Here is a 23,607-nt window from a genome sequence, read left to right as displayed (position 1 = left end):
GAACGAGCGGAATCCATGAAGGGATTGATTAGCACCCTTACTTTTGCCGATTCCTTTGGGCCCTTCAAGTCAAGAATTCACCAGTTGGTTATTTTATCGTGAGTAGCAGGCTGGCTTCGCACGGCTCCGATCAGAGCAACCGTAAACGACAAATTGCCATGACATCTCAGTCACTTGGCGTTTCCATTGCGCAGGCGGGGGAACAAAGGGCTTGCCAAAATGCTCTTTTGAAGCTCTCATACACGACCAGTTTGATAGACTATGGGCGGCTTAGAACCGCGGGAACAAAACCGGCGCGGATTGTCCGCGTTGCAACCAATCGAGACACGATGCGCAAAATCGCAGGGGAGTTGAGATGACGGTTCATGGCCTGTTTTCCTCGAAATCATCGGCGGCAGCACGAGCGTCCGCCATCCCGCGCATCGCCGTTGTCGGGCGCGGTTTTTCCGGAATGATGACGGCGATCGCGCTGATGAAGAGGGTGCGCACGCCCTTTCACCTGCAACTCTTCGACCCCAACTCCTCCGTGAGCGGCGGACAGGCGCTCTCCTCGTCGCGTGCCTCGACGATCCTCAATACGCGCGTTCGCGATCTCTCGGTCTCGACAGGCGACGCGGATGACTTCAACGACTGGCTCTGTAGCAACGCGGAATTCCGTGCCGCGGTACCCGCGGCCATCCCGGGGTTCCGCCAGATCTTCGTGCCGAAGACCATTTTCAGCGATTATGTCTATCAGCGCTTTTCGGAAGCACTCTCCGCCCGCAAGGATATCACCGTCCAGGTCTGCCCGGAACCGGTCGTGGCCATCAGGCGCACGCACGGCGCCCGCTATCTGCTCGAGAGCGCCAACCCCTCCAATCCGCTCTTCGATGTGGTCATTCTCGCGACCGGCTACGGATTGCCGGAGGCCGATTATGTCCAGGAAGAGCCTTCGCCGGTGAGGGCCCGGCGCCTGGTGGGGCGTCCCCACACGGTCCTGCTTGGAAGCGGCATCAGGGTCGTCGATCAGCTTCTGCAATTGCGCGATGCCGGCTATGACGGTCAGGTGACCATCCTCTCCCGGCACGGATTCCTGCCGCAGAGCCACACACCGAATTCCGCCGATCCGGTTTTTCCGGCCGACGCAATGCCGTCGAATCTGGCCGACATCCTGCGCTTCATCCGCAAGGCCTGCCGCGAGGCGGAGGCCGATGGCCGCAGCTGGCAATCGGTCATGAACGGCTTGCGCAAGCATGCCCGCTCGCTGTGGCGCGCCCTGCCAGCCCGCGAGAAGCAGCAGTTCAACCGGCATTTGCGGGCGATCTATGACAGCCATCGCAACCGGCTGCCGGAGGCAATTCACGCCCGCCTGCAGGGGGAACTCGCCAGTGGCAACACGGTTCTGCGTCGCGGCACCGTCGGTCGCCGGGGCCTGGGGGGCGTGTTTTTCCGGCCCGCCGGTTCAGGCATGGATGAGACCGTGCATGCCGAGCGTATCCTCGATTGCCGCTGCCGGGGGCCGCAGTTGGCTTCACCCCTGATTGCAAGCCTGCTTAACGAGGGATTGGCGCTGCCTGACGAGTTGTCGCTCGGTCTTGCCGTCGACCAGCGCGGGAGCCCCTGGCTCGACGACGGGTCTGTGGTCGAGGATCTGTTTGCCGTCGGCCCCCTTGGTCTCGGCAGTCTGCCCGACATCGATCTGGTTCCGGAGATCGTCACCCAGGCCTACGCGGTCGCTGAACACGTCGCCGAGCGTGTCTATCCCTGCAGCCGGGCAATCTGATCAGGCCTTTTGCGCCCTGCGCTCGCCTCTGAGCACGAAGACAAGCAGTCCCGCAGACATGAGGGCCAGGGCAAACCAGGTGATCGCATAGACAAGGTGATTGTTCGGGAAGGCGACCTGTGTCAGCCCGCCGACAGGCAATCCGCCTGGATTGGGCGTCGCGTCCGCGTCTATGAAATAGGGCGCAACACCATCGACGCCGCGCCAATCAGCAATCGCGGCCACGTCGCGCGAATACCAGCGGTCGTTCGCCGGATCGTTGGACCTCAGCCACGTGCCTTTCGGCTCTGCTATCCTGAGCAGTCCGGTGACGACAACCGGCGTCGACACCTGGCCATCGATGCGTGTCGAGGGATCGCGTCGGTCCGTCGGGACGAAGCCACGGTTGACCAGGACGACGGTGTCGTCGGTCCGCCTGAGCGGTGTCAGGACCCAGTAGCCAGGGCCGAGTGTCGTCGACGCATAGACCAGTGTCTCCCTGTCATTGTCGAGCATTCCTTTAACCGTCACGCGCCGATATTCGTCATTGGCGCGGTTGACCTTGCCCCACTCGGCCTGCGCCGGGGCGCCAACCGGTTCTGCGTGGACGCGGGCATCGACGCGCGCAATCAGATCCCGCTTCCAGGCCAGCCGCTCGACCTGCCAGATTCCGAGCGCGATCAGCGCGCCGGTCAGCGTCACCAGCAGGCCGCAGAAGATCGCGATGCCTGCGGCGCTGTGCCGTTTTTGTGTCCTGTCTGGGAAGGTGTCGGCCATGCCAGAAACAAACCTGGCGGGCGGCTGAGCACCGCCCGCTCCTGCCATTACGGCATGTTCTTCATCATTTCGGGGGTCATCGGCATCATGTTCGTGTTCAGATGATGCATGACCCAGAGGGAGCCCGCGAGCGCGATCGCCACGATCAGCAGGGTGAAGATCAGCGCCATCATCGTCCAGCCGCCTTCCGACTGCGGATTCATGTGGAGGAAGAAGATCATGTGAACGACGATCTGGACAGCCGCCAGGCCCATGACCCAGGCGGCGGTGACGGTCGAGCTCTCGAAGACGTCGGCCATGACGAGCCAGAACGGAATTGCAGTCAGGATGATCGAGAGCACGAAGCCGATCATGTAGCTCCTGAAGGTCCCGTGGGCGGCCTCATGCCCGTGGCTGTGGCCGTGATGGGCCTCGTGAGCGTCCTCGGTTGCGGGTGCGTGAGTGGTCATCCGAGAACTCCCATAAGGTAGACGAAGGAGAAGACGCCGATCCAGACGACGTCGAGGAAGTGCCAGAACATCGACAGGCACATCAGGCGGCGACGATTTTCCGGGATCAGACCGTGCATCGACACCTGCACCATCAGCGTGACAAGCCAGACGATGCCGAAGGTGACGTGCAGGCCGTGCGTACCGACCAGCGTGAAGAAGCACGACAGGAACGCGCTGCGGGTCGGGCCGGCACCCTCGTGGATCAGGTGCGCGAACTCGTAGAGTTCAAGCCCGAGGAAGGCCAGGCCGAACGCGCCGGTGACACCGAGCCAGAACAGTGTCTCGGTCTTGGCTTTGCGCTCCATCTGCAGCATTGCGAAGCCGTAGGTGATGGACGACAGCAGCAGCATCGAGGTGTTGATCGCCACCAGCGGCAGATCGAAGAGATCGGCCGGCGAGGGACCGGCCGCATAATTGCGGCCGAGAACGCCATACGTCGCAAAAAGCACCGCGAAAATGAGGCAGTCGCTCATCAGATACAGCCAGAAGCCCAGCATCGTGCTGCCTTCCGGATGATGATCCTCGGTCAGATAGAATTCAGGCTTGTTGGCCTTGTCGATGGCAGTATCGCTCATGGTCTTACACCTGCTCGGCAAGCAGCGCCGTCCGCTTGCCCTCTGTTTCGGTGACTTCCGCCGCTGGGATGTAGAAGTCGCGCCTGTAGTTGAAGGTATGGCCGATCGATACGGCGATCATGGCGACAAAGGACAGGACGGCAAGCCACCACATGTACCAGATGAGGCCAAAGGCCAGCCCGATGCTGAGAACGCCCAGAATGACGCCGGTGCCGGTGTTCTTCGGCATGTGGATCGGCTTGAAGCCTTCCAGCGGACGGGCATAGCCGCGCGCCTTCATGTCGTACCAGGAATCATGGTCGTGCACGACCGGCGTGAACGCGAAGTTGTAATCTGGAGGCGGAGACGAGGTCGACCATTCGAGCGTACGGCCGTCCCATGGATCACCCGTCGTATCGCGCAGTTCCTCGCGCTTGAAGAAGCTGACGACGAGCTGGATGATGAAGCTTGCAATGCCGATGGCGATCAGCACGGCACCAAAGGCAGCAATGATGAACCAGATCTGCAAGGACGGATCCTCGAACTGCGAGACACGGCGCGTCACGCCCATCAGGCCGAGCACGTAGAGCGGCATGAAGGCGAAATAGAAGCCGATCAGCCAGAACCAGAAGGACATCTTGCCCCAGAACGGGTCGAGCTTGTAGCCGAATGCCTTCGGGAACCAGTAGGTGACGCCCGCCATCAGGCCGAACACCACGCCGCCGATGATGACGTTGTGGAAATGGGCAATCAGGAAGAGAGAGTTGTGCAGCACGAAGTCGGCTGGCGGTACCGCCAGAAGAACGCCGGTCATGCCGCCGATGACGAAGGTGACCATGAAGCCGATTGTCCACAGCATCGGCACTTCATAGCGAATCCGACCGCGGTACATCGTGAACAGCCAGTTGAACATCTTCGCTCCTGTCGGGATCGAGATGATCATCGTGGTGATCCCGAAGAACGAGTTCACGCTCGCACCCGACCCCATCGTGAAGAAGTGGTGCAGCCAGACGAGGTAGGACAGGATCATGATGACGCAGGTGGCGTAGACCATCGACGCGTAACCGAAGAGACGCTTGCCGCAGAAGGTAGCCACGACCTCCGAGAAGATGCCGAACGCCGGCAGCACCAGGATGTAGACCTCCGGATGGCCCCAGATCCAGATGAGATTGATGTACATCATCGGATTGCCGCCGAGGTCATTCGTGAAGAAGTTCGTGCCGGCATAGCGGTCGAGGGACAACAGTGCCAGCGTCGCCGTCAGTATCGGGAAGGTGGCGACGATCAGGATGTTGGTGCAGAGCGAGGTCCAGGTGAAGACGGGCATCTTCATGAAGCTCATCCCGGGTGCGCGCATCTTGACGATGGTCGCAATCAGGTTGATGCCCGACAACGTCGTGCCGACACCGGCAACCTGCAGTCCCCAGATATAATAGTCGACACCGACACCCGGGCTGTAGTCGGCTCCCGACAGGGGCGGATAGGCGAGCCAGCCGGTCTGGGCGAATTCGCCGACGAAGAGCGAGATCATGATGATGATCGCGCCGGCCGTCGTCATCCAGAACGAGAAATTGTTGAGGAACGGGAAGGATACGTCGCGGGCACCGATCTGCAGCGGCACGACGAGGTTCATCAGCCCGGTGACGAACGGCATTGCCATGAAGAAGATCATGATGACGCCGTGGGCGGTAAAGACCTGGTCGTAGTGATGGGGAGGCAGGTAGCCGGCCGAGCCGTTGAAGGCAAGCGCCTGCTGCAGGCGCATCATGATGGCGTCGGAGAAACCGCGCAGCAGCATGATGAGGGCGAGGATGACGTACATGATGCCGATCTTCTTATGATCGACGCTTGTCAGCCACTCGCGCCAGAGGTAGCCCCAGAGCTTGAAGTACGTGACAACACCCAGAAGCGCGATGCCGCCAAGCGCGACGACCGCAAAGGTCACGACCAGGATCGGCTCGTGGTAGGGGATCGATTCTAGGGTCAACCGACCGAAGATGAACTTCAGGAGGTCAGGATTCGAAAACATGGATTAACCCGTTCATTGATGTCGTATCGACGCAAAGCGCCAGGTCTTAGTTGTTGTCTGGTTGCGCGGGCGCCGCAGCACCGCCGGTCCCGTGATCCATGCCGGGCATCGCGTGCCCGTCATGCTGCATGTCCTGCGCACCCGGCGCGCCTTGCGTCGCCGGCGCTCCTTGCGTGCCGCTTCCGCCTTCAGCGCCGGCCGGCGTAGCTTCCTCGGGCTTTACCTCTTCAGCGCCGGAACCTTCGCCCGCCACCGGATGCATGCCGCCGAGATGACGGTCGTCGTAGCGCAGCTTTTCGCGATTTTCGGCGCTTTCCTTGCCGCCGCCGCCCATCCTGTCGATGTGCATCATCTCGTTCATGCACATCTTGCCGGGGGCCGCGCACATGTTGAGGATGGCGTCAAAGAGATCCTTGTCGACCGACGAGAAGTAGCGAACCGGCTCCCTCTCGCTCGGCCGCTCGAGCTTCAGATAGGTATCACGGTTCAGCGCCGTGCCCTTTTCCTTGACCTGCGCGACCCATTGGTCGAAGCCCTGCTGGTTCACACCATGGAACTTGAAGCGCATATGGGAAAAACCTGCGCCACTGTAGTTGGCCGAAAAGCCGTCGAAGACGCCTTCCTCGTTGATGACCGCGTGCAGCCTGGTCTCCATGCCGGGCATGGCGTAGATCTGGCCGGCGAGCGCGGGAACGTAGAAGGAGTTCATCACCGACGAGGAAGTGATCCTGAAGCTGATCGGGACGTCGACAGGGGCGGCCATTTCATTGACGGTCGCAATACCGAGCTCGGGATAGAAGAACAGCCATTTCCAGTCGAGTGCCACGACCTCGACGGTCAGCGGCTTGGCATCGGCAGGAACGGCGCGCTCGGCGTCGATCCGGTCCAGCGGACGGAAGGGATCGAGCTTGTGCGTGCTGATCCAGGTGATCGCGCCGAGAGCAATGATGATGGCCAGCGGCGCCGACCAGATGATGACTTCAAGACGTGTGGAGTGGTGCCATTCGGGATCGTAGGTGGCGGTCGTGTTGGACCGGCGGTAACGCCAGGCAAAAAAGAAGATCAGGAAGATGACCGGGACGATGATGAGCAGCATCAGGACCGTCGATACGATGATCAGGTCACGCTGCTGGATTGCGATATCGCCCGATGGCGACATGACCACCAAATTGCACCCTGCCAGCGTCAAAAGCAGGGGCAGAATAAGGAGATGGCGGGAAAACCTTGGCAGTTTTTGCACGTCTCTATGCTCTTGTTGTTTCATCCAAACCGCGACTAAAGCACTGTACCTGATAGCAACATGAGGTGTTTGGTCGCAGTGCAGCACAAATTGCCGCACTGCGGGATAAGCAACGTGGCGCAGGATGTCAAAACCCGATCTGGGCTCGAAAGCGTTTTGCGCGAGATCATTTTGAGGGGCTAATATAACCGGGAACCCCGATCATGCCAGCTTTCCCGCGCCGATTTCTCCGCAGCGGGCGCCATTTTTCGCGGGCTTTCGATTTTCAGCCCACGGGATGAACTATTTAGCGCCTCCGGACTTGATTAGCGCGGTCGTTTGATCAAGATCGCTAGTGAGGCGCTTTGCCACAGGAGTGCCTCAACGAGGGAGGCATAGCATGGCAGGTACCACGACCCAGTACGGCCCATCGTCGACATCGATGGAGCAGGATGCGCGCCGCATCCACGCCGACAAGCCGGTTTCACCCGGCAGTATCGCAATCGGCGTCGTCATCGGGCGCATGTCCGAATTCTTCGACTTTTTCGTCTACGGCCTGGCATCCGTGCTGGTCTTTCCACAGCTTGTGTTTCCCTTCGCGCCCGACAGACTGACGGCGACACTCTATTCTTTTGCGCTGTTTTCACTTGCATTCCTGGCACGACCGGTCGGATCGGTCGTGTTCATGACGATCGATCGCATCTACGGGCGCGGTGTCAAGCTGACGATCGCGCTCTTCCTGCTGGGGGGCTCGACGGCCTCAATAGCCTTCCTGCCCGGCTATGCCGAGATCGGCGCATGGTCGATCGCGCTGCTCGCGCTCTTCCGGCTCGGCCAGGGCTTTGCCCTTGGCGGTGCATGGGACGGCCTTGCCTCGCTGCTTGCACTCAACGCGCCCCCGAACCATCGCGGCTGGTATGCGATGATCCCGCAGCTCGGCGCCCCGATCGGCTTTGCGCTCGCAAGCGCGCTCTTCGGATACTTCATCGCGAACCTCTCCAGCGAGGATTTCCTGAGCTGGGGCTGGCGCTTTCCGTTCTTCGTCGCCTTCGCCATCAACGTCGTCGCACTGTTTGCGCGGCTCCGCCTTGTCATGACGCCCGAGTTCGGCACTGCCCTGGAGCAGCATGAACTCGAGGCCGCACCGATCCACTCCGTGCTGCGCGTTCACGGTCGCGACATCCTGCTTGGCGCTTTCGTGCCGCTCGCAAGCTTCGCCATGTTCCACCTCGTCACCATCTTCCCGCTTGGCTGGACGTCGCTCTATGGCACCCAGCCGGTCGGAGCCTTCATGGTGGTCCAGATCGTCGGCGCCGTCGTTGGCTTGATCGCCATCATCGTCTCCGGCATGATCGCCGATCGGATCGGCAGGCGCGCCCAGCTTGCCATCTGTGCCGTCTTGATCGCGGTCTTCAGCTTCGTGGGTCCATACCTTATCGCAGCCGGCCCGAAGGGGCTGGATGCCTTCGTGATCATCGGTTTCGGAGTTCTTGGCTTGTCATTCGGCCAGGCAACGGGTTCGATTTCATCGCGGTTCGGCAGGGGCTACCGTTATACCGGTGCAGCCTTTACCTCCGACCTCGCCTGGCTTGTTGGCGCGGGCTTCGCGCCACTCGTTGCCCTGACGCTCTCGAGCCGCTTCGGCTTGCCCTTCGTCGGCTATTACCTACTTTCAGGCGCCATCTGCACGCTCGCTGCCCTCGCATTCAGCAGGGCACTGGAACAGCGCGACTGAGCACTCGCCGCGCAGGCACCAGAAAGACCCGCTTCGCAGTCGCGAGGCGGGTCTTTTCAATTGACCAGTGCTGTTGAGCGGATCGGCCGGAGGCGACTACATCGCCGCAGCTTGCGTCTGCTTGGCTGAGCGCGCAGCCGTCAGTTCCGCTGTCGTGTGATTGAGGCGGTCGGCGAGCACGCGCATGATCTCGACTGCCATCTCGGGGAAATCGCTGAGCAGCTTCAGAAAGTGTTCCTTGCTGATGCGCAGGACCTCCAGCGACGAGGTGGCGCGCACCGTCGCGGTACGGGAAACGTCGCACAGGATCGCAATTTCGCCGACGATGGAGTTCAGTTCCACATCGGCGACCTTGATATCGCCGGCCGGCGAGTGAACGAGGATGTCGGCGGTACCTGACAAGATGACGTAGGCTGCATCACCCGGATCACCCTGATGGAAAAGATCCTGCCCGGCCTTGTATGACATTCGATCGGATGTGAAAGCCAACAACTTGAGTTTTGCCGGCGCAATCCTTGAAAAGATTGGCACGCGCCGCAGCATTTCGACTTCATCTCTCAAGAGCATATACGTACTACCCCTGCCGCACTTCTCCGGTGCGCGGCGCTAGACCGTGGCGCCTCTCAGGGGGCGCCATCTTTGTTGTCCCTCCTTAGAGTATTACGATAACAGTTCCTTGAACATACCGTTTTGCTCGGAAAGCTCCGGAAAGTTGCCCGCCTCGGCCAGCGTTCCCCTGTCGAAGAGCAGGATCCGGTCGAAGATCTCCGCCAGTTTCGCGTTCGACAGCACCCAGATGATGGCCGGTTTTTCGCCTTCCTTGTGCAGGCCCTCGACGATGTTCCTCGTGATCGCGTCCTGCACGCGCTGATCAAGCGCCGATAGCGGCCTGTTGAAGATCAGGTAATCAGAGCGTTTCAGGAGCGCGCGAGCAAGGTTCAGCTTCTGGCGCTGCACCATGGTGAGCCGCTTTCCGCCGGAGCCGACGTCGAATTCGAGGCCGATCGACATGACGTCGTTGGCAAGGCCGAGCGATTCAAAGAGGTCCCCCATCATCGACCGGATGCTGTCGGACGCATCCGCCTGCTGGTAGGCGATGCGTCCGAAAAGGACATTGTCCATCAGGCTCGCGGACGAGATGAAGTTCTCCGGATCGTAGCGTTCGATCACGGCTGCAAGATCATCCGGAATCTTCTCGTGGAACTGCTTGCGGGCGCTGACGATCTTGTCCATCAGCTCCTCGGTCAGAAGACCGAAACGATGCCGTGGCTCGATATAGGCGAAACTCAGCCGGATGATGGCCGAGCGTTCCTCGGGCGTTGCGTCGTCGAACTGCCGGCTCTGCAGCTTCTGCAGCAGCGCCTGGTAGGTCGGGATGTCATCTGCCGTCATGAAGGTCAGCTGCTGGAAGAACGGGTGGTCTGGCGGCAGGTCGTGGAAGAGCTCGACCGCGTTCTCCGCAATCTCCAGGCCCATTTCCCACAGATCGTTGCTCAGCCCGGTCTCCCGGAACAGCGTCTGGAAATAGGGATGCGCCGCTAGCCTGCGGTTGTTCATCAGCGGCCGCTTCATCGATCCGAACAGAAGGTTTTCGCCGACCGTCGCCTGGGGATTGTAGGCATCGAAATCAAAGGGCACGACGATGTTGCCATTCTCGGACTCCCGCATGCGCTGGCGCAGCGTCTCCCTGAGTTCAACGATGTGCTCGGCAAGCGCGACATGGACCGTGGTGTCGACGGTCGAGCGCAACGCAAGGTCGAGAATTTCCTGCGAAATCAGAACGGCGTCGAGCACCGGGCGGATTGCCGTCAGAATGTCGTTCGGACCCGTCGCACCGGCGGCGTGGTAATCTACCCAGTCGCTGTTGATGTCCATCGTCGGATTGCCGGCCTTGATGGCCTCCTCGGCATGCCACTTCGCCTCCTGGGCGGCCTTGCCATCGTAGTCAGGCTGCTTGAGCGGCGCGTGCTTCAGGCCGTAGAGCAGGTTGTCGCGCAGTGTTCCGTGGAAAAAATAGGCATCGGCGGACGCGTAGGAAATCCGTCGGCCGGTTACGGCCTCCGGCAGGTCGAGGAGATCCTTGCCGTCGATCGTGACGCGGCCTGAATCGGGCCACACCAGTCGACCGAGCGCTTCTGCGAAGGCCTCCGCCCCGCTGGAGTTCGGGCCGACCACGGCAACCGTCTCGTTCGGCTTGATCTCGACCGAAACGTGGTCGACCAGTCGCGCGCCACTGTCGTCGCTGACGGTCAAATTGGTGACGACGAGTGGCGCCGTCAAAGCGCCAACCGCCTCCGGCGATAGGTCCTGGATCCTGCCCTCGATCAGAGGCTCGACATTGAACTGCTCGTAGACCTGCTGGTACTTGACCTGCACGTCCTGGCGCATCTGGTCCCAGTCGATCAGTTCCTTGAGCGGACCCGGCAGGTCCTTGTAGGCGCTGATGACGGCGACGAGCTGGCCGATATCGAGCCGGCCCTGCAAGGCAAGATAACCGCCGATGGCGTAAAACAGGAAGGGTGTTACCTGGGCAAGAAAGTTGTTCAGGAACTTGACCAGGAACTTCCACTGGTAGAGGTCGTAGCGGATCGAGAAGATCAGGCCTAGGCGGGCGGCGATATCGGCGCGCTCGTAGTTCGACGTGTCGTTGCCATGGATCGTTCCGATGCCATCTACGATCTCGCCGACACGACCCGACAGTTCACGCGCCGTCAGCTGACGCTGGCGACCAAGCTCGAGCAGCCGCTTTCTCATGCGCGGGATTACGACCGCCTGGACGCCGACAATGGCAGCCGCAATCATGCCCAGCCAGAAGTTCTGGACGATGATGAAGGCAAGCGCAGTCACAGCCTGACCGCCAAGCAGGGCCGGCGCGACGAAGGCGTCACCGGTGAAGCCGCCCATCGGTTCGACCTCGTCCTTGATCATCGTCGCGATCTCGGCCGACTTGACCCGCTTGAAATGCGATGGCGGGAATCGCAGGACCCGGTCGATCAGCTCAAAGCGAATACGCCGCAGCATGCGCTCGCCAAGCCTGCCCTTGTAGGTGTTGATGTAGAATTTGAAAAGCCCGTTCAGAACCACAAGCGCCAGAAAGACGAGGCTCAGCCCCATCAGCATCTGCAGACGGTCAAGTTGAACGCCCTTGAAGAATTCCACCTCGCCGAAGAAGGGCAAGGTATAGGCGATCCGCATGAAGGTCTGCGTCGCGCCCTCGCCCTCGAAGCCCGCCCCCTGAATAGGACCGTTGACGATCTGTTTCGGCAAGTCAAAAGACAGGAAGTACGGGATCATGGAAATCGCGACAACCGCCAGGATCCAGAGCTGCTGCAGCCGCGTGTTCGACCAGATGTAACGCGCGAGGCTTTTTTCCATTGCTAACCGTCAATTGCCTGGGAAATCTGGGGGGCAATGGACCTGCGGCAGAACGATGAGGAATGCCGAATAGGGACCATGCAACCGGACCGCCGGATTTCAATATGAAAACAAGGCGAATCGACGTGCCGTCGTCATGTCGATTCTCGCCGGGATGTTTTTTATATCACATGACTTTCGAAAAGTGCGAGGGTTTCAGCCAGCCAGTGAACGAATGATTGCCGCCGTCTTTTCTGCTCCGGCAAGGTCGAGAGCCATAGGACCGCTCCGGAGCGCCGACAACGCGGTCTCGACGGCCTCGGCAACGATCCCCGGCGTCAACCCGGCCTCCGGCAGGATATCGGCAAGTCCAAGCGCCCTCAGCCGCTCGGCGCGCACCGTCTGCTCTGTCTCGCCGCCGGCAACAAAGGGGACGAGGATTGCCCGGCAGTCCGCCTGCAGGAGATCGCCGACCGTGTTGTAGCCCGCCTGCGAGATCGAGACACGCGCGCCCCGCAGAAGTGACGGAAAGTCCTTGCGGAAGCGCTGGAGCGTGACATTCTGAGGCGCAGCAGAGGCAAGCTCTGCAAAATCACGCTCCGGAAGATTGGGACCGCTGATCAACAGCCAGCGCAACGTTTCCGGAAGCCTTTCCGCCGCCCCGCTTGCCGCCCGAAGCAGGTCGATGCCGACAGCACCACCACCGGCTGACGCGATCACATCGAAGACCTCGGCCGGTTCTGCGGCCCGGGGGGCTGTCACCATGCCGGTGTAGTGCACTTTCGCGGCAATGTCGGCAGCCAGCGGAAATGTCTCTTCCAGCCGCACGAAGCCGGGGTCGCCGTGCACCAGCACACCATCGAAATGATCCCGCACGAGGGCTGCAGTCTCCTCGTTGCGTCCTGGCTTGCGGTTTTCCTGCAGGATATCGCGAACCGAACTCAACAGCTTCGGCCTTGGATGCGACTGCTCGATCGCCCCGATGAGCGGCAGAAGCTCGAAGCGCATCTGGCGCCTGCCGAAGGGAAACGCCTCGACGATGACGATATCGGGCTTCGCGCGATCGTAGGCCGAGAGCAGCATATCCCGACGCCGGCCAAGAAACGCCTCGTCCGCTGCAACCCCGTTTTCATCCGCAAGTCCGGTAAAACCCGCATTGCTCGCCACGACTGGCGGCAGTTCCACCGTGGTGACGCCTTCACCCGGAAAGCCCGGGACCGGCAGGCCGCCGGTGACGACGGTGACGTCGAAGCCGTCGCGAACAAGGGCGGACGCAATGCGGCTTGCCCGGGCAATATGCCCGATGCCAAGCAGGTGCTGGACGTAGAAGAAGACGCTTTGTCTGGTCATGAGGCTTTTCGCCACTCCTCCTCGAAGAGCTGTCCAAGCTGGTCGATGCTTGCCTGGTGATCGAAATGCTCGCGCACGCGCCGCTCTGCGGCATCGCCAAGCTGCATGCGCCTTGTAGGATCGCCAATCAGCGCAGCAAGCGCCGCCGCAAATGCCGCTGGATCCTCCGGCGGCACGACCATGCCGTTGACGCCGTCAATCAGAAGCTCCGGAACTCCCGATACCGATGTCGACACGCAGGGCAGGCGCTGGCTCGACGCCTCCACCAGCACGTTCGGCAGGCCGTCGCGGTCGCCGTCTGAGGCAATGCGACAGGCAAGCGCGAAGACATCGGCCCGCCGGTAATGCTCGAGCACATCTTCCTGGGCAAGCGCCCCTTTCCAGGTGACCCGATCGCCTACACCGAGTTCTCTCGCAAGCGCCTGCAATCTTGAAAGCTTGTCTCCCCCGCCAATATGCTCGAAGCGCCAATTGAGATCAGGGGGCAGCAGGGCAAGCGCTCTCAGGAGCGTTTCGTAGCCCTTCTTCTCCACCGCGCGCCCGACGCTCAAGAGAAGCACGGGATCAGCCGGGTCGCCGCCGTCGCGCCTCGATCGCGCGCCAGCGAAATGGCCGAAGCGTGCGAGATCGAGGCCATGGTAGCTCAGATGCACCGCATCCTTGCGCGGCGTCAGGGTGCGCATGTGGTCATATCCGCTGCGCGTGCAGGTCACCGTCCAGCGGGCGCTGCCGAGTTTTTCGTGCAGGTCCCAGTCAGGCGAGGTCCAGATATCCTTGGCATGCGCCGAGCAGGTCCAGGGAACGCCGGTCAGGATGCTCGCATATTCGGTGACCGAGGCCGGCGTGTGGATGAAATGCGCATGCAGCCAGCCGCCGTTGTCAGGCCATTCACGGCCAAGGACGAAGGCCTGCCCAAGCCGGCGGAAGCGATTGCGCGACACATCGCGTCCGAGGTCCTTCAGGAACCGCTTCCAAAGCGCCTTTATCCCCGGCTTGCCAAAGCTCGCAATAAGGCCCTTCAGGACGCGCAACGGCTCCTCGTGGAGGTACTCCGGAAGGTAGATGACGCGGGCCTTGATCTCGTCATGGACCGGATGACGCTTCTTGTCCGTGGGCCGACGCATCGAGATCAGCGTCAGGTCGAAGCCGGCCTTCTCCAGGCCGAGCAGTTCCTGCGCGATAAAGGTTTCCGAGAGGCGCGGATAGCCTTTCAGAACGACGAGAATCTTGCGGCGTTGCATCAGGATCCTGGACTTTACTCGGCCCCGACGACCGACAGGTGGCGGCCGCGGCCATCCAGCCAGCGACCGACGGTCTCAGAGATGTGATCAAGGCCCTGGAGCTGCAGGGTACAGCCGCTTTCTGAAGGCGGTGCGCGATTTGGAAGGCGCTTGAGCGCTTCGGACATCACGGCCGGATCCGCGGACTGGTCCGGCAGAAGCATGTCGATGAGACCAAGTTCGCTCGCCCGCTGGGCGCGCAGCAACTGCTCCTCGCGCGGCTTCACGCGGGGCACGATCAGAGCAGGCTTGTCGAAGGACAGGATCTCGCAATAGGTATTGTAGCCACCCATGGCGACGACACCGGTGGCACCGACGATCAGCTCTTCCATGTGATTGTCGAACTCGATGACCTCGATATAGGGAATGCGCGAACCCTTGGCGACGAGCTTGGAACGTTCGGCCGCCGGCATGTACGGCCCGAGGACAACGAGCGCCTTCAACTGTAGGCTGGCGTCCTGCTCGTAGGCGTTCATGACATCGTGAACCAGATCCGATCCGTCGCCGCCCCCGCCTGTCGTGACCAGGATGTAGTTGTCGGAGCGCGCATTGATCGACGTCTTGCTCGACGAGACGCTGCGCTGGAGGAAGCCGACGAAATCCATTTTCCGGCGCACACTCGCGGGCACGTCGAGCCCAATCAGCGGATCGTAGAAATCCGGCGGGCCGTAGACCCAGACGGAATCATAGTACTGGTCGATCTTCTGCATGATGCCGTTGCGCTTCCACTCGGCATCGAGCAGGTGCGAGGCATCCATGATCTCGCGCAGGCCAAGCACCAGTACTGTGCCGCGGGCCTTGAGATAGGCAAGCGTTTCCTCGACTTCACCCTTCAGTCCCATCGGCTCCTTGTCGACGATGAAGATGTCGGGCTGGAAGGTTTCCGCAGTATGGCGAATGCTCGATTCGCGCATCTTGAGCGTTTCGTGCAGGTCAATATGGCTCGCCATCGACGTATATTCGCCGTTGCGAAGCTTGATGACGCTCGGAATTTTCACGAAGTCAACGCGTGCACGGTAATCAAACGCACCCGCAATCGTCGCCCCTGAAATGATAAGAATGTTGAGACCGCGATAATCCTCGACCAGGGCATGCGCGATGGCCCGGCACCGACGCAGGTGACCGAGCCCGAACGTGTCGTGGCTGTACATGAGGATACGGGCATCTTCCAGGCGCCGGGCCATGGGCGCTCCTTCTGCGCTTGATGTCATACTAGCACCGCCGGTTTCCGCTCGCAGTCAGCAGACAGAGCGGTGCTCCGCCGGGCTGGCCGCTATTTGTAGGGATCTGCCGCATCACGCAAGCCGTCTCCCAGAAAGTTGAACGCCAAAATTACCAGAACGACCGGTATAATCGGAAATAACAACCATGGATAGAACGCGATGACACTTACGCTCTTCGCCTCGGTCAGGAGAATACCCCAGCTGGTGATCGGCGGGCGCAGACCCAGTCCAAGGAAACTCAGTGCCGTCTCGCCGAGAATCATGCCCGGGATCGAAATCGTCGCCGAGGCGATCAGATGGGACATGAAGCCGGGAACCAGGTGCCTGCCGATGATGCGGGGCGTGCTCGCTCCCATCAGCTGGGCAGCCTGGACATAGTCTTCCTCGCGCAGCGCCAGAAGTTTCGAGCGCACGGCACGCGCCAGTCCCGTCCAGTCGATGATCCCGAGAATCACGGTGATCCCGAAATAGATGACGATCGGGCTCCAGGTCACCGGCATGATTGCCGCAAGCGCCATCCAGAGCGGCAGGCTCGGCAGCGACTGCAGCACCTCGATCAGGCGCTGGACGATCAGGTCGAAGATGCCGCCCCAGTAGCCGGCAAGTCCGCCGATGATGATCCCGAGGCAGAAACTGATGGCAATGCCGATCAGGCCGATCGTCAGCGAAATCCGAGCCCCGTACAAAATGCGTGAGAGCACGTCGCGACCGAGGCGATCGGTGCCAAGCAGAAACATCTGCCCGCCGACCGCCGGGCAGACCAGATGCCGGTCCATGCTCACCAGTCCCCAGAACTTGTAGCCGTCACCGCGGCAGAAGAAACGGATCGGCTGCACATCGTCAGGCTTGTCGGTGTAGATCCGATGGAGCGTGTCGAGGTCGAGCGACATGCTGCGGCCATAGACGAACGGGCCGACGAAATTCCCGTTGTGGAAGAAATGCACCCGCTGTGGCGGCGCATGGATGAAGTCGACATTCTTGGTGTGCAGCCCGTAGGGCGCAATGAATTCGACGATGATGATCATCAGATAGGTGCAAAGCAGGAAGACGCCCGAGGCGAGCGCCAGCCGGTGCTGCTTGAACTTCCACCACATCAGATGCTTTTGCGAGGCGAGATGGATGCGCGACTGCGCAGCCCCCATTCCCTCCGTCGCGGTGGGATCGAAGGGCGCCGTGGAGACGTAGTGTGGCATGGGTGCGCCGGGCGGTGGCAAGGGCGACATCTATTTGGTGCTCCTGCCTTGCAGGCGAATACGCGGATCGAGGAAGCCGAGTGCGATGTCGGAGACGAGAACCCCGATCACGTTGAGGAAGGCGAGGAACATCAGGAACGAGCCTGCAAGATACATGTCCTGGCTCTGCAATGCCTTGATGAGCATCGGGCCTGTCGTTTCGAGAGACAGGACGATCGCGACGATTTCCGCGCCGGAAATAATCGATGGCAAAATCGACCCGATGTCGGCAACGAAGAAGTTGAGCGCCATGCGAAGCGGATATTTCACCAGCGCCCGCAACGGGTGGAGACCCTTGGCACGGGCGGTGACGACATACTGTTTCTGCATCTCGTCGAGCAGGTTGGCCCTGAGGCGCCGGATCATGCCGGCTGTCCCTGCCGTGCCGACGATGATCACGGGTATCCACAGATGCGACAGGATCGATCGCGCCTTTTCCCAGCTCATCGGCTCGTTCAGGAACTTCTGGTCCATCAGGTGCCCGATCGAGACGCCGAACCAGATGTTGGCGAAGTACATCAGGATCAGCGCCAGCATGAAGTTCGGGATGGCGATGCCGAGAAGGCCGAGGAATGTCAGGCCGTAATCACCCCAGCTATACTGGTGGGTTGCCGAATAGATGCCGATCGGGAAGGCGATCAGCCAGGTAAGCAGGATCGTCGAAAAGGACACCAGCATCGTCAGCCATAGGCGATCGCCGACCACCTCCGAGACGGGCAGCTGGTATTCGAAGGAGTAGCCAAAGTCGCCGTGCAGCATGCCGCCGACCCAGTAGAAGTAGCGCAGGATCTCGGGCTTGTCGAAACCGTACTGCTTGCGGAGCTCCTCGATTTCCTGAAGGTTTGCGCTTTCCCCCTGCGCCCGCAGTTCGGCGATCTGGCTTTCGAAGAAGTCGCCTGGCGGCAGCTCGATGATGGTAAAGACGAGTGCCGAGATGATGAACAGCGTCGGCACCATCGCGGCAATGCGCCAGAGGATATATTTCAGCATTCCTCAGGCCTCCTTGAACCAGAAGGAATCCGGCATGTAGAGGCCGAGATAGGAGGTCGGATCGAAGCCATAGAGCGCCTCCGTCGGCACGTTCTGGAGCTTTGCCGAGCTCAGGATCGGCTGCAGGGTGCTATTGATCAGGCCGATCGAGAAGACCTGCTGGGTATAGAGCGACAGCATCTGGTGCCAGATCACCTCGCGCTCCTCGAACCGCATGGTATCGCCCCAATGCTTCAGGAGATCGACGAGCTGCTGGACCTCGGGCAGGTCCGGCGGACTGCCTTCCTGTCCGGCCGAGAGGTAATGCATTCCCCAGAGTGGCCATTGCAGCTGGTCGTCCATGGTCGGCGCGAGCTGGCCCGGGGACATGTCGGCGGTTGCGACACCGTTTTCGATGCCGTACCAGATCGACATCATGATCGTGCCGCTCATGGCGCGGCTGCGGAACACATCGCGCTGCGAAGTGCGGGTGTAAAGCGCGATGCCCACCTCGCGCCAATGATCGCGCACCAGCTCCAGGACATCGGTATCGAGGTTGCTCTCGCCAGCCGTCTCGACGGTGATCTCGGCGCGGCGGCCATCCGGCAGGAGACGGATCCCCTCGTCGTCCCGGTCCTTCAGCCCGACCTCGTCAAGGAGCTTGTTTGCCTGATCCTTGTCATGCGCGATGAACGCATCCGCATATTCCTGCCGGAAGAGCGGGCTGTCGGGCAGTACGGTGTCGGCGCTTGCCTTGCCGAGACCGTAGAAGGCTACCATGTTGATCTCGTGCCGGTCGATCGCGAGCGACAGGGCGCGCCTTACGCGAGTTTCGCGGAAGAGCTTGCGCCAGACATCGTCGGCACAGTTTAGGTTCGGCAGCAGCGCCACGCGCGACCCACGCACCTGCTTCCAAAGGTTGACCTTTACGGGGAACCGCTTTTCTGCATCCTTCAGGAAGGTGTAGTCGTTGAAGTCGACGCCGGTGGCCTGCAGGTCGGATTCACCGGCACCCGCCTTTGCCGCGATGATCGAGGACGAGCTGACGTTCAGGATGAACTTGTCGATATAGGGAAGCTGTACTCCGTTCTCGTCAACCCGGTGGAAGAAGGGATTGCGCACGAACACGAACTGTTCCGAGGGCAGGGGGGTGGTGTTCTGCCATGGATCGAGCGTCGGCAGCTCGGGATTCTCGGGGCGCGATGCCCGCGACATCTTGATGTGCAGGTCCGCCCACTTCTTGACCCGGTTCTGCTTCATCAGCGCCGAGAGACGAAAATCGTCCTGGTACTTCTTGTGAAACTGCTTGAGGTAGTGGCCAGGCCCGAAAATCACGAGAGGCAGCGGGCCGGCGAGGGCCGGCATGAACATCGGGTTCGGCCGCTCCCAGCTGTATCGTACCGTCAGGTTATCGACGACCTCGAATTTCGGCAGGTTGCCATGCGGCCTGAGCTCGAGCGCGCCACCGCCCGGTGTCAGGTTCTTGTCGAGGATCACGTCCTCCCACCAGTATTGGAAATCGTCGACCGTGAACGGGTGGCCGTCGGACCAGCGATGTCCCTCGCGCAGGTGGAAGGTGAAGACCGTATCGTCGGTCGATTCAAAACCAAGCAGGATATCGGGCTGGAACACCAGGTGCTTGTCGTAACCGACCAGGCGGGAATAGCCATAGACGGTCATGTAGCGGATGTCCTTCTGGCTGCCGATGATCGTGCGCACCGTGCCGCCATAAACGCCGGGTTGCCGCCCCGCCGCCCTCATGTTGACGATCCGCGGATGTGCCGGCAGCCGGTCCGCCATGGGAGGAATGCGACCGGCCCGTAGCCAGTCCCGCAAAAACTCCGGCTCTATGTCACGGTCTTCCGAGGCCGCCTTCACGGCAGCGGGAAGGACGGTCGAGCCAATCAGGCCAGTCAGAAATGTGCGTCGCGTTACCATGAGCGGAGCTCCTTTGCGTCCGCACCCTTGCGGGCCCTGACAAGGTGACCGTTGCCGAGATCGGCGTAGTCGAGCTCGGAAGCGTCGTCGTGTTCAGCCGTAAAGGTGACACCCCAGTTCTGCTTGTCGGCGGCGCCGTTCCTTCGCAGCGCCTCGAAGTCGAGTGGCCGGTCGAGGTCGGGGAAGGGAACGGCTGCCAGAAGCGACTTCGTGTAGGGATGGACAGGATCGCGCAGAATGATCGAGCGGGGCGCGATCTCGACAATGCGTCCCTTGCACATGACGGCGATCCGGTCGGCCATGTAATCGACGACCGCAAGGTTGTGCGAAATGAAAAGGTAGGTGAGCCCGAGTTCCTTCTGCAGGTCCTTGAGCAGGTTCAGGATCTGCGCCTGGACCGAGACGTCGAGCGCCGACACAGGCTCGTCGAGGATGATGAGCTTCGGCCCGAGCGCCAGTGCGCGGGCAATGCCGATGCGCTGGCGCTGGCCTCCGGAGAAGCTGTGCGGATAGCGGTTCAGGTAGCGCCGGTCCAGTCCGATCGCCCCCATCAGCGCCTCGACGCGCTGCTTGCGCTCGTCGCTGTTGCCGCGGTCATGGATCTCCAGCGGCTCGCTGAGGATGTTCCGGACCGTCATGCGCGGCGACAGCGAGGACACCGGGTCCTGAAACACCATCTGGACCTTCGTACGCAACTCCTGCAGGTCGTCGCCGTTGACAGAGAGAACATCGATGACGTCCTTGCCGTCGTTGAAGATCACCGAACCGCTATCGGGTGTCACGGCCCGCATCAGGATCTTGCTGACGGTCGTCTTGCCGCATCCGGATTCGCCGACGAGCCCGAGGCATTCACCCCTGCGGATGTCGAAGCTGACATCATCGACCGCGCGGACGACAGCAGCTTGGCGGGTTCCGAACAGGCCGCGATTGCGCGTCTTGAAGCTCTTCGAGAGATTGTTGACCGAGAGCAGCAATTCCGGTCCCTCGGCCTTCACCTTCTTCTTGCCGATCAGGGATTCCAGATTTACGGGAACATCCCTGAGCGCCTTGAGGCGCTCGCCTTCCCGCATGTCGAAATGCGGCACTGCAGCCATGAGCCCTTTGAGATAGGGATGCTGCGGGTTGCGGAAGATCGGACCGACCGGTCCCGCTTCCATGATCTCGCCGTGGTAGATCACCACGACCTCGTCGGCCATGTTGGCGACGACGCCGAGGTCGTGGGTAATCAGAAGCATTGCCATGCCGAGCTTGTGCTGCAGGTCGCGCAACAGCTCGAGGATCTGCGCCTGGATTGTCACGTCGAGCGCCGTCGTCGGCTCGTCGGCAATCAGAAGCGCCGGGTTGCAGATCAGGGCCATCGCGATCATCGCGCGCTGCCGCATGCCGCCCGAAAGCTCGAAGGGATACATGTCGAAGGTTCGCTTCGGATCGGCAAAGCCAACGAGGCCGAGCATTTCCTCGGTCTTCTCGCGAGCCTCCTTCTTGTCGGCTTCCGTATGGATCAGAAGTGCTTCACTGATCTGGTTGCCGACCGTGTGCAATGGCGACAGCGATGTCATGGGCTCCTGAAAGATCGTCGCCATGCGTCGACCGCGCAGGTCACGAATTTCCTCGCTGTCGCGCGAATACCTCAGGATGTCGGTGGTCTTGCCGTTCAGGGGGTCGGTAAACAGGATACGGCCTTCAGCCGTCGCGGCATTCGGGAGGATGCCCATGACGGCCTGGCTGATGACGGATTTTCCAGAGCCGGATTCTCCGACCAGGGCCGTCACCTTGCCTGGCAATATGCGAAGATTGGCGTTTCTTACGACGCGCAGTCGATCGCCGAAAACCGAGAATGAAATGTCGAGGTTCTCGATGCGCAACAGATCCGAGGCGGACGCCATACCAATGATATTCCCCAGTTTTTCTTTGTTCCCGTGCAGGCACACTACCGTACCGCAATGAGGGTGTCCAGTTGATGACGGACACGCAAAAAATGGGGCGTTTCAAGGGATTGAAAAGGCCGGCGACCGGCCCTTTACCGCGCGTCGGGACCCTGCTGGACGAACGTCTCGACAGCAGGCTTCACGGCCTGCCGGCGTGCGTCGCGATGAAGCATGATGACCTGCTCGGCTTCCGAAAGCGCTGCCGGCGCCACCTCGTGAAAGCCTTCCTCGACATGGATCGCCGGTGCCGCAATGCGGGGCTGCAGGACGGTAACCTTCTGGCGGACCCCGCGCAGCTTTTCCTCGCCGAGCGTATGCCATTCGCCGCCGCAGTAGCCGGCAAAAGCCTGGCTCGCCACGACCTCGCTCGAATATTTCTTTGTCAGCGACTGCAGGCGCTGCACTTCGTTGACCGCGGAGCCGAAGGCCGAGAAGGTCAGCCGGTCCTTGAGACCGACATTCCCGAACATCACGTTGCCGACGTGCAGGCCGATGCCGTAGGAAACCTTGCTGAGGCCCTGCTCGAGACGCTCCCTGTTCAGCTCGGCGACACGCGCCTGCGCCTGGTGAACAGCCGTCAACGCCGCCTGGCAGGCAATCTTGGAGGGGTCCTTGTGCCGGCCACAGGGATAGACCGCCAGGAACCCGTCTCCGAGGAAGCTCAGGATTTCGCCACCATTGCGGTTGAAGGGCGCGGCGATTGCGTCGAAGAACTGGTTCAGCGTGTCGATATAGGCCTGCCGGCCCTCCTTCTCGGCATAGACCGTCGATTGCCGCATGTCGCCCATGACGAGCGCGGCGCGGATCGTCTCGCCGTCGCCGCGCCGGATCTGGCCGTTCAGCACCCGCTTGCCGGCATCGCCGCCCAGGTAAGTGGTCAGCATGTTATTGGCGAGCTTGCCGAGGACGGCCATCTTCGCTGCGACGGCCAGGTGGTTCTGCATGCGCAGGAGCGCCTCGATCATGTCGTCGGAAAAGCCTACATGGCTGTCCGTCGACCATGACCCCATCATCCCCTGCACCGACCCGTCGCCGAACGGCTGGACGAAGGCGAGGTAGTCGGTGATCCCCTCCTGCCTAAGGTCGATGAACACCGGAAATTCCGCCGGACCCTCGGCCGGGATGCGGCGTCTTATGTGCTGCAGGTTGTTGTCGAGGAGATAATAATACGGGCTCTGCAGAAAGCGGTCCGGTTTCTGGCCGACGGTGTGGCGATAGCCTTCGATCGTGACGCCGCTCGCACGCCGCCAGGTAAAGCTCAAGGCATCGTAGAGCGGGTGCAGCATCGAGAAGGTCAGGTGCACACGCGCGATCGGCAGGCCAGCGGAGGCGATCCGCTCACAAAATCCGCGAACGATGGTCTCGAGATCATCGCCGGCAAGGGAGGAATTGGTTAGCCATTCGGCAACCCGGTCCAATAAAATAGACGAGACGCTGGATTCGATCGTGCCCATTCTCGGTAATATCCTCATAGAGCACGTCCAACCCAAAAAAACGCCAGAAACCCTGCCTGCAGCATCTTTTGCGCAAGAGGGGGAGGAGGATGGACGAGCGGTAATATAGTGTCAACGATCTGCCGGGAGCACGGCAGTGGCACCTGTCAACCCGTTGATGTGATGGGCAGGGCAGGCAATCCTTTCTCGTTTCGTTACTCCACGTAAATAGGCAGCGCGCAGGTTTCGAACAATGGTCTTGGCGCAGTTTTTGAGGCCCGACCGAATCTCCCGGGACGGGCTGAGTCATTTTTGTCACACTCACCGCAGGCGACAGGATCATCTCGCCGCCCC

The 23,607-nt window shown here is 61.1% G+C and carries 17 protein-coding genes; 2 read left to right on the top strand and 15 right to left on the bottom strand.

Annotation, left to right across the window (positions count from 1 at the left end):
• Positions 1–355 precede the first annotated feature (355 nt).
• Positions 356–1,762: an FAD/NAD(P)-binding protein gene (locus tag FHT76_RS31365; protein ID WP_183757345.1), complete on the top strand. Its 1,407-nt coding sequence runs from the start codon at positions 356–358 to the stop codon at positions 1,760–1,762.
• On the opposite strand, the gene FHT76_RS31360 is transcribed toward FHT76_RS31365, so the two are convergent.
• The 5 genes from FHT76_RS31360 to cyoA are packed head-to-tail and all read right to left on the bottom strand — an operon-like array spanning position 1,763 to position 6,832.
• On the bottom strand, positions 1,763–2,518 hold the full coding sequence (locus FHT76_RS31360) for an SURF1 family protein (RefSeq protein ID WP_183757344.1): 756 nt from the start codon (positions 2,516–2,518) through the stop codon (positions 1,763–1,765).
• 47 nt (positions 2,519–2,565) lie between these two features.
• Positions 2,566–2,967 carry a cytochrome o ubiquinol oxidase subunit IV gene (cyoD, locus tag FHT76_RS31355; protein WP_028827810.1) on the bottom strand — a complete coding sequence of 134 codons (402 nt, stop codon included), beginning with the start codon at positions 2,965–2,967 and terminating at the stop codon, positions 2,566–2,568.
• On the bottom strand, positions 2,964–3,584 hold the full coding sequence (gene cyoC, locus FHT76_RS31350; protein WP_183757343.1) for a cytochrome o ubiquinol oxidase subunit III: 621 nt from the start codon (positions 3,582–3,584) through the stop codon (positions 2,964–2,966). The genes cyoD and cyoC overlap by 4 nt, the downstream gene beginning before the upstream one ends.
• Positions 3,585–3,588: 4 nt before the next feature.
• Positions 3,589–5,592: a cytochrome o ubiquinol oxidase subunit I gene (cyoB, locus tag FHT76_RS31345; protein ID WP_028827812.1), complete on the bottom strand. Its 2,004-nt coding sequence runs from the start codon at positions 5,590–5,592 to the stop codon at positions 3,589–3,591.
• 46 nt (positions 5,593–5,638) lie between these two features.
• Positions 5,639–6,832 carry a ubiquinol oxidase subunit II gene (gene cyoA / locus FHT76_RS31340; RefSeq protein WP_183757342.1) on the bottom strand — a complete coding sequence of 398 codons (1,194 nt, stop codon included), beginning with the start codon at positions 6,830–6,832 and terminating at the stop codon, positions 5,639–5,641.
• A 379-nt stretch (positions 6,833–7,211) separates the two neighbouring features.
• On the opposite strand from cyoA, the gene FHT76_RS31335 reads away from it, so the two are divergent.
• Entirely contained in the window at positions 7,212–8,546 is a 1,335-nt protein-coding gene (locus tag FHT76_RS31335; protein WP_183757341.1) for an MFS transporter, read from the top strand.
• A 96-nt stretch (positions 8,547–8,642) separates the two neighbouring features.
• Here the strand turns inward: FHT76_RS31335 and FHT76_RS31330 are convergent, their stop codons facing one another.
• From FHT76_RS31330 to FHT76_RS31285, 10 genes are all read right to left on the bottom strand, one after another.
• Positions 8,643–9,113: a cyclic nucleotide-binding domain-containing protein gene (locus FHT76_RS31330; RefSeq protein WP_028827815.1), complete on the bottom strand. Its 471-nt coding sequence runs from the start codon at positions 9,111–9,113 to the stop codon at positions 8,643–8,645.
• 93 nt (positions 9,114–9,206) lie between these two features.
• Complete coding sequence (locus tag FHT76_RS31325; RefSeq protein WP_183757340.1) at positions 9,207–11,921, bottom strand: ABC transporter ATP-binding protein; 2,715 nt, start codon at positions 11,919–11,921, stop codon at positions 9,207–9,209.
• A 195-nt stretch (positions 11,922–12,116) separates the two neighbouring features.
• Positions 12,117–13,250: a glycosyltransferase family protein gene (locus FHT76_RS31320; protein ID WP_183757339.1), complete on the bottom strand. Its 1,134-nt coding sequence runs from the start codon at positions 13,248–13,250 to the stop codon at positions 12,117–12,119.
• Positions 13,247–14,494: a glycosyltransferase gene (locus tag FHT76_RS31315; RefSeq protein WP_183757401.1), complete on the bottom strand. Its 1,248-nt coding sequence runs from the start codon at positions 14,492–14,494 to the stop codon at positions 13,247–13,249. The genes FHT76_RS31320 and FHT76_RS31315 overlap by 4 nt, the downstream gene beginning before the upstream one ends.
• Before the next feature lie 11 nt (positions 14,495–14,505).
• Positions 14,506–15,714, bottom strand: coding sequence for a glycosyltransferase family protein (locus FHT76_RS31310; RefSeq protein WP_183757338.1), 1,209 nt, complete (start codon positions 15,712–15,714; stop codon positions 14,506–14,508).
• A gap of 89 nt (positions 15,715–15,803) precedes the next feature.
• Positions 15,804–16,976 (bottom strand): ABC transporter permease, encoded by a 1,173-nt coding sequence (locus FHT76_RS31305; RefSeq protein ID WP_183757337.1) that lies wholly within the window; start codon positions 16,974–16,976, stop codon positions 15,804–15,806.
• Positions 16,977–17,975 carry an ABC transporter permease gene (locus FHT76_RS31300; RefSeq protein WP_016557565.1) on the bottom strand — a complete coding sequence of 333 codons (999 nt, stop codon included), beginning with the start codon at positions 17,973–17,975 and terminating at the stop codon, positions 16,977–16,979.
• A 3-nt stretch (positions 17,976–17,978) separates the two neighbouring features.
• Positions 17,979–19,892 (bottom strand): ABC transporter substrate-binding protein, encoded by a 1,914-nt coding sequence (locus tag FHT76_RS31295; RefSeq protein ID WP_183757336.1) that lies wholly within the window; start codon positions 19,890–19,892, stop codon positions 17,979–17,981.
• Positions 19,886–21,778: an ABC transporter ATP-binding protein gene (locus FHT76_RS31290; RefSeq protein ID WP_183757335.1), complete on the bottom strand. Its 1,893-nt coding sequence runs from the start codon at positions 21,776–21,778 to the stop codon at positions 19,886–19,888. The genes FHT76_RS31295 and FHT76_RS31290 overlap by 7 nt, the downstream gene beginning before the upstream one ends.
• Positions 21,779–21,912: 134 nt before the next feature.
• The gene (locus FHT76_RS31285; RefSeq protein ID WP_183757334.1) at positions 21,913–23,274 is read right to left on the bottom strand and encodes an adenylate/guanylate cyclase domain-containing protein; all 1,362 of its coding nucleotides are present in this window, start codon (positions 23,272–23,274) and stop codon (positions 21,913–21,915) included.
• Between the last annotated feature and the right edge of the window lie 333 nt (positions 23,275–23,607).

The organism is Rhizobium sp. BK176, from assembly GCF_024808055.1.
Note: the sequence above shows the minus strand (reverse complement) of the source record. Positions and strands in the feature narration are given on the sequence as shown.

Excerpts from the sequence above, each read along its gene's own strand:
- cyoB (WP_028827812.1), bottom strand. The coding sequence starts at position 5,592 with ATGTTTTCGAATCCTGACCTCCTGAAGTTCATCTTCGGTCGGTTGACC.
- FHT76_RS31330 (WP_028827815.1), bottom strand. The coding sequence starts at position 9,113 with ATGCTCTTGAGAGATGAAGTCGAAATGCTGCGGCGCGTGCCAATCTTT.
- FHT76_RS31325 (WP_183757340.1), bottom strand. The coding sequence starts at position 11,921 with ATGGAAAAAAGCCTCGCGCGTTACATCTGGTCGAACACGCGGCTGCAG.
- FHT76_RS31295 (WP_183757336.1), bottom strand. The coding sequence starts at position 19,892 with ATGGTAACGCGACGCACATTTCTGACTGGCCTGATTGGCTCGACCGTC.
- FHT76_RS31300 (WP_016557565.1), bottom strand. The coding sequence starts at position 17,975 with ATGCTGAAATATATCCTCTGGCGCATTGCCGCGATGGTGCCGACGCTG.
- FHT76_RS31365 (WP_183757345.1), top strand. The coding sequence starts at position 356 with ATGACGGTTCATGGCCTGTTTTCCTCGAAATCATCGGCGGCAGCACGA.
- FHT76_RS31290 (WP_183757335.1), bottom strand. The coding sequence starts at position 21,778 with ATGGCGTCCGCCTCGGATCTGTTGCGCATCGAGAACCTCGACATTTCA.
- FHT76_RS31310 (WP_183757338.1), bottom strand. The coding sequence starts at position 15,714 with ATGGCCCGGCGCCTGGAAGATGCCCGTATCCTCATGTACAGCCACGAC.
- FHT76_RS31360 (WP_183757344.1), bottom strand. The coding sequence starts at position 2,518 with ATGGCCGACACCTTCCCAGACAGGACACAAAAACGGCACAGCGCCGCA.
- FHT76_RS31305 (WP_183757337.1), bottom strand. The coding sequence starts at position 16,976 with ATGTCGCCCTTGCCACCGCCCGGCGCACCCATGCCACACTACGTCTCC.
- FHT76_RS31335 (WP_183757341.1), top strand. The coding sequence starts at position 7,212 with ATGGCAGGTACCACGACCCAGTACGGCCCATCGTCGACATCGATGGAG.
- FHT76_RS31285 (WP_183757334.1), bottom strand. The coding sequence starts at position 23,274 with ATGGGCACGATCGAATCCAGCGTCTCGTCTATTTTATTGGACCGGGTT.
- FHT76_RS31320 (WP_183757339.1), bottom strand. The coding sequence starts at position 13,250 with ATGACCAGACAAAGCGTCTTCTTCTACGTCCAGCACCTGCTTGGCATC.
- cyoD (WP_028827810.1), bottom strand. The coding sequence starts at position 2,967 with ATGACCACTCACGCACCCGCAACCGAGGACGCTCACGAGGCCCATCAC.
- cyoC (WP_183757343.1), bottom strand. The coding sequence starts at position 3,584 with ATGAGCGATACTGCCATCGACAAGGCCAACAAGCCTGAATTCTATCTG.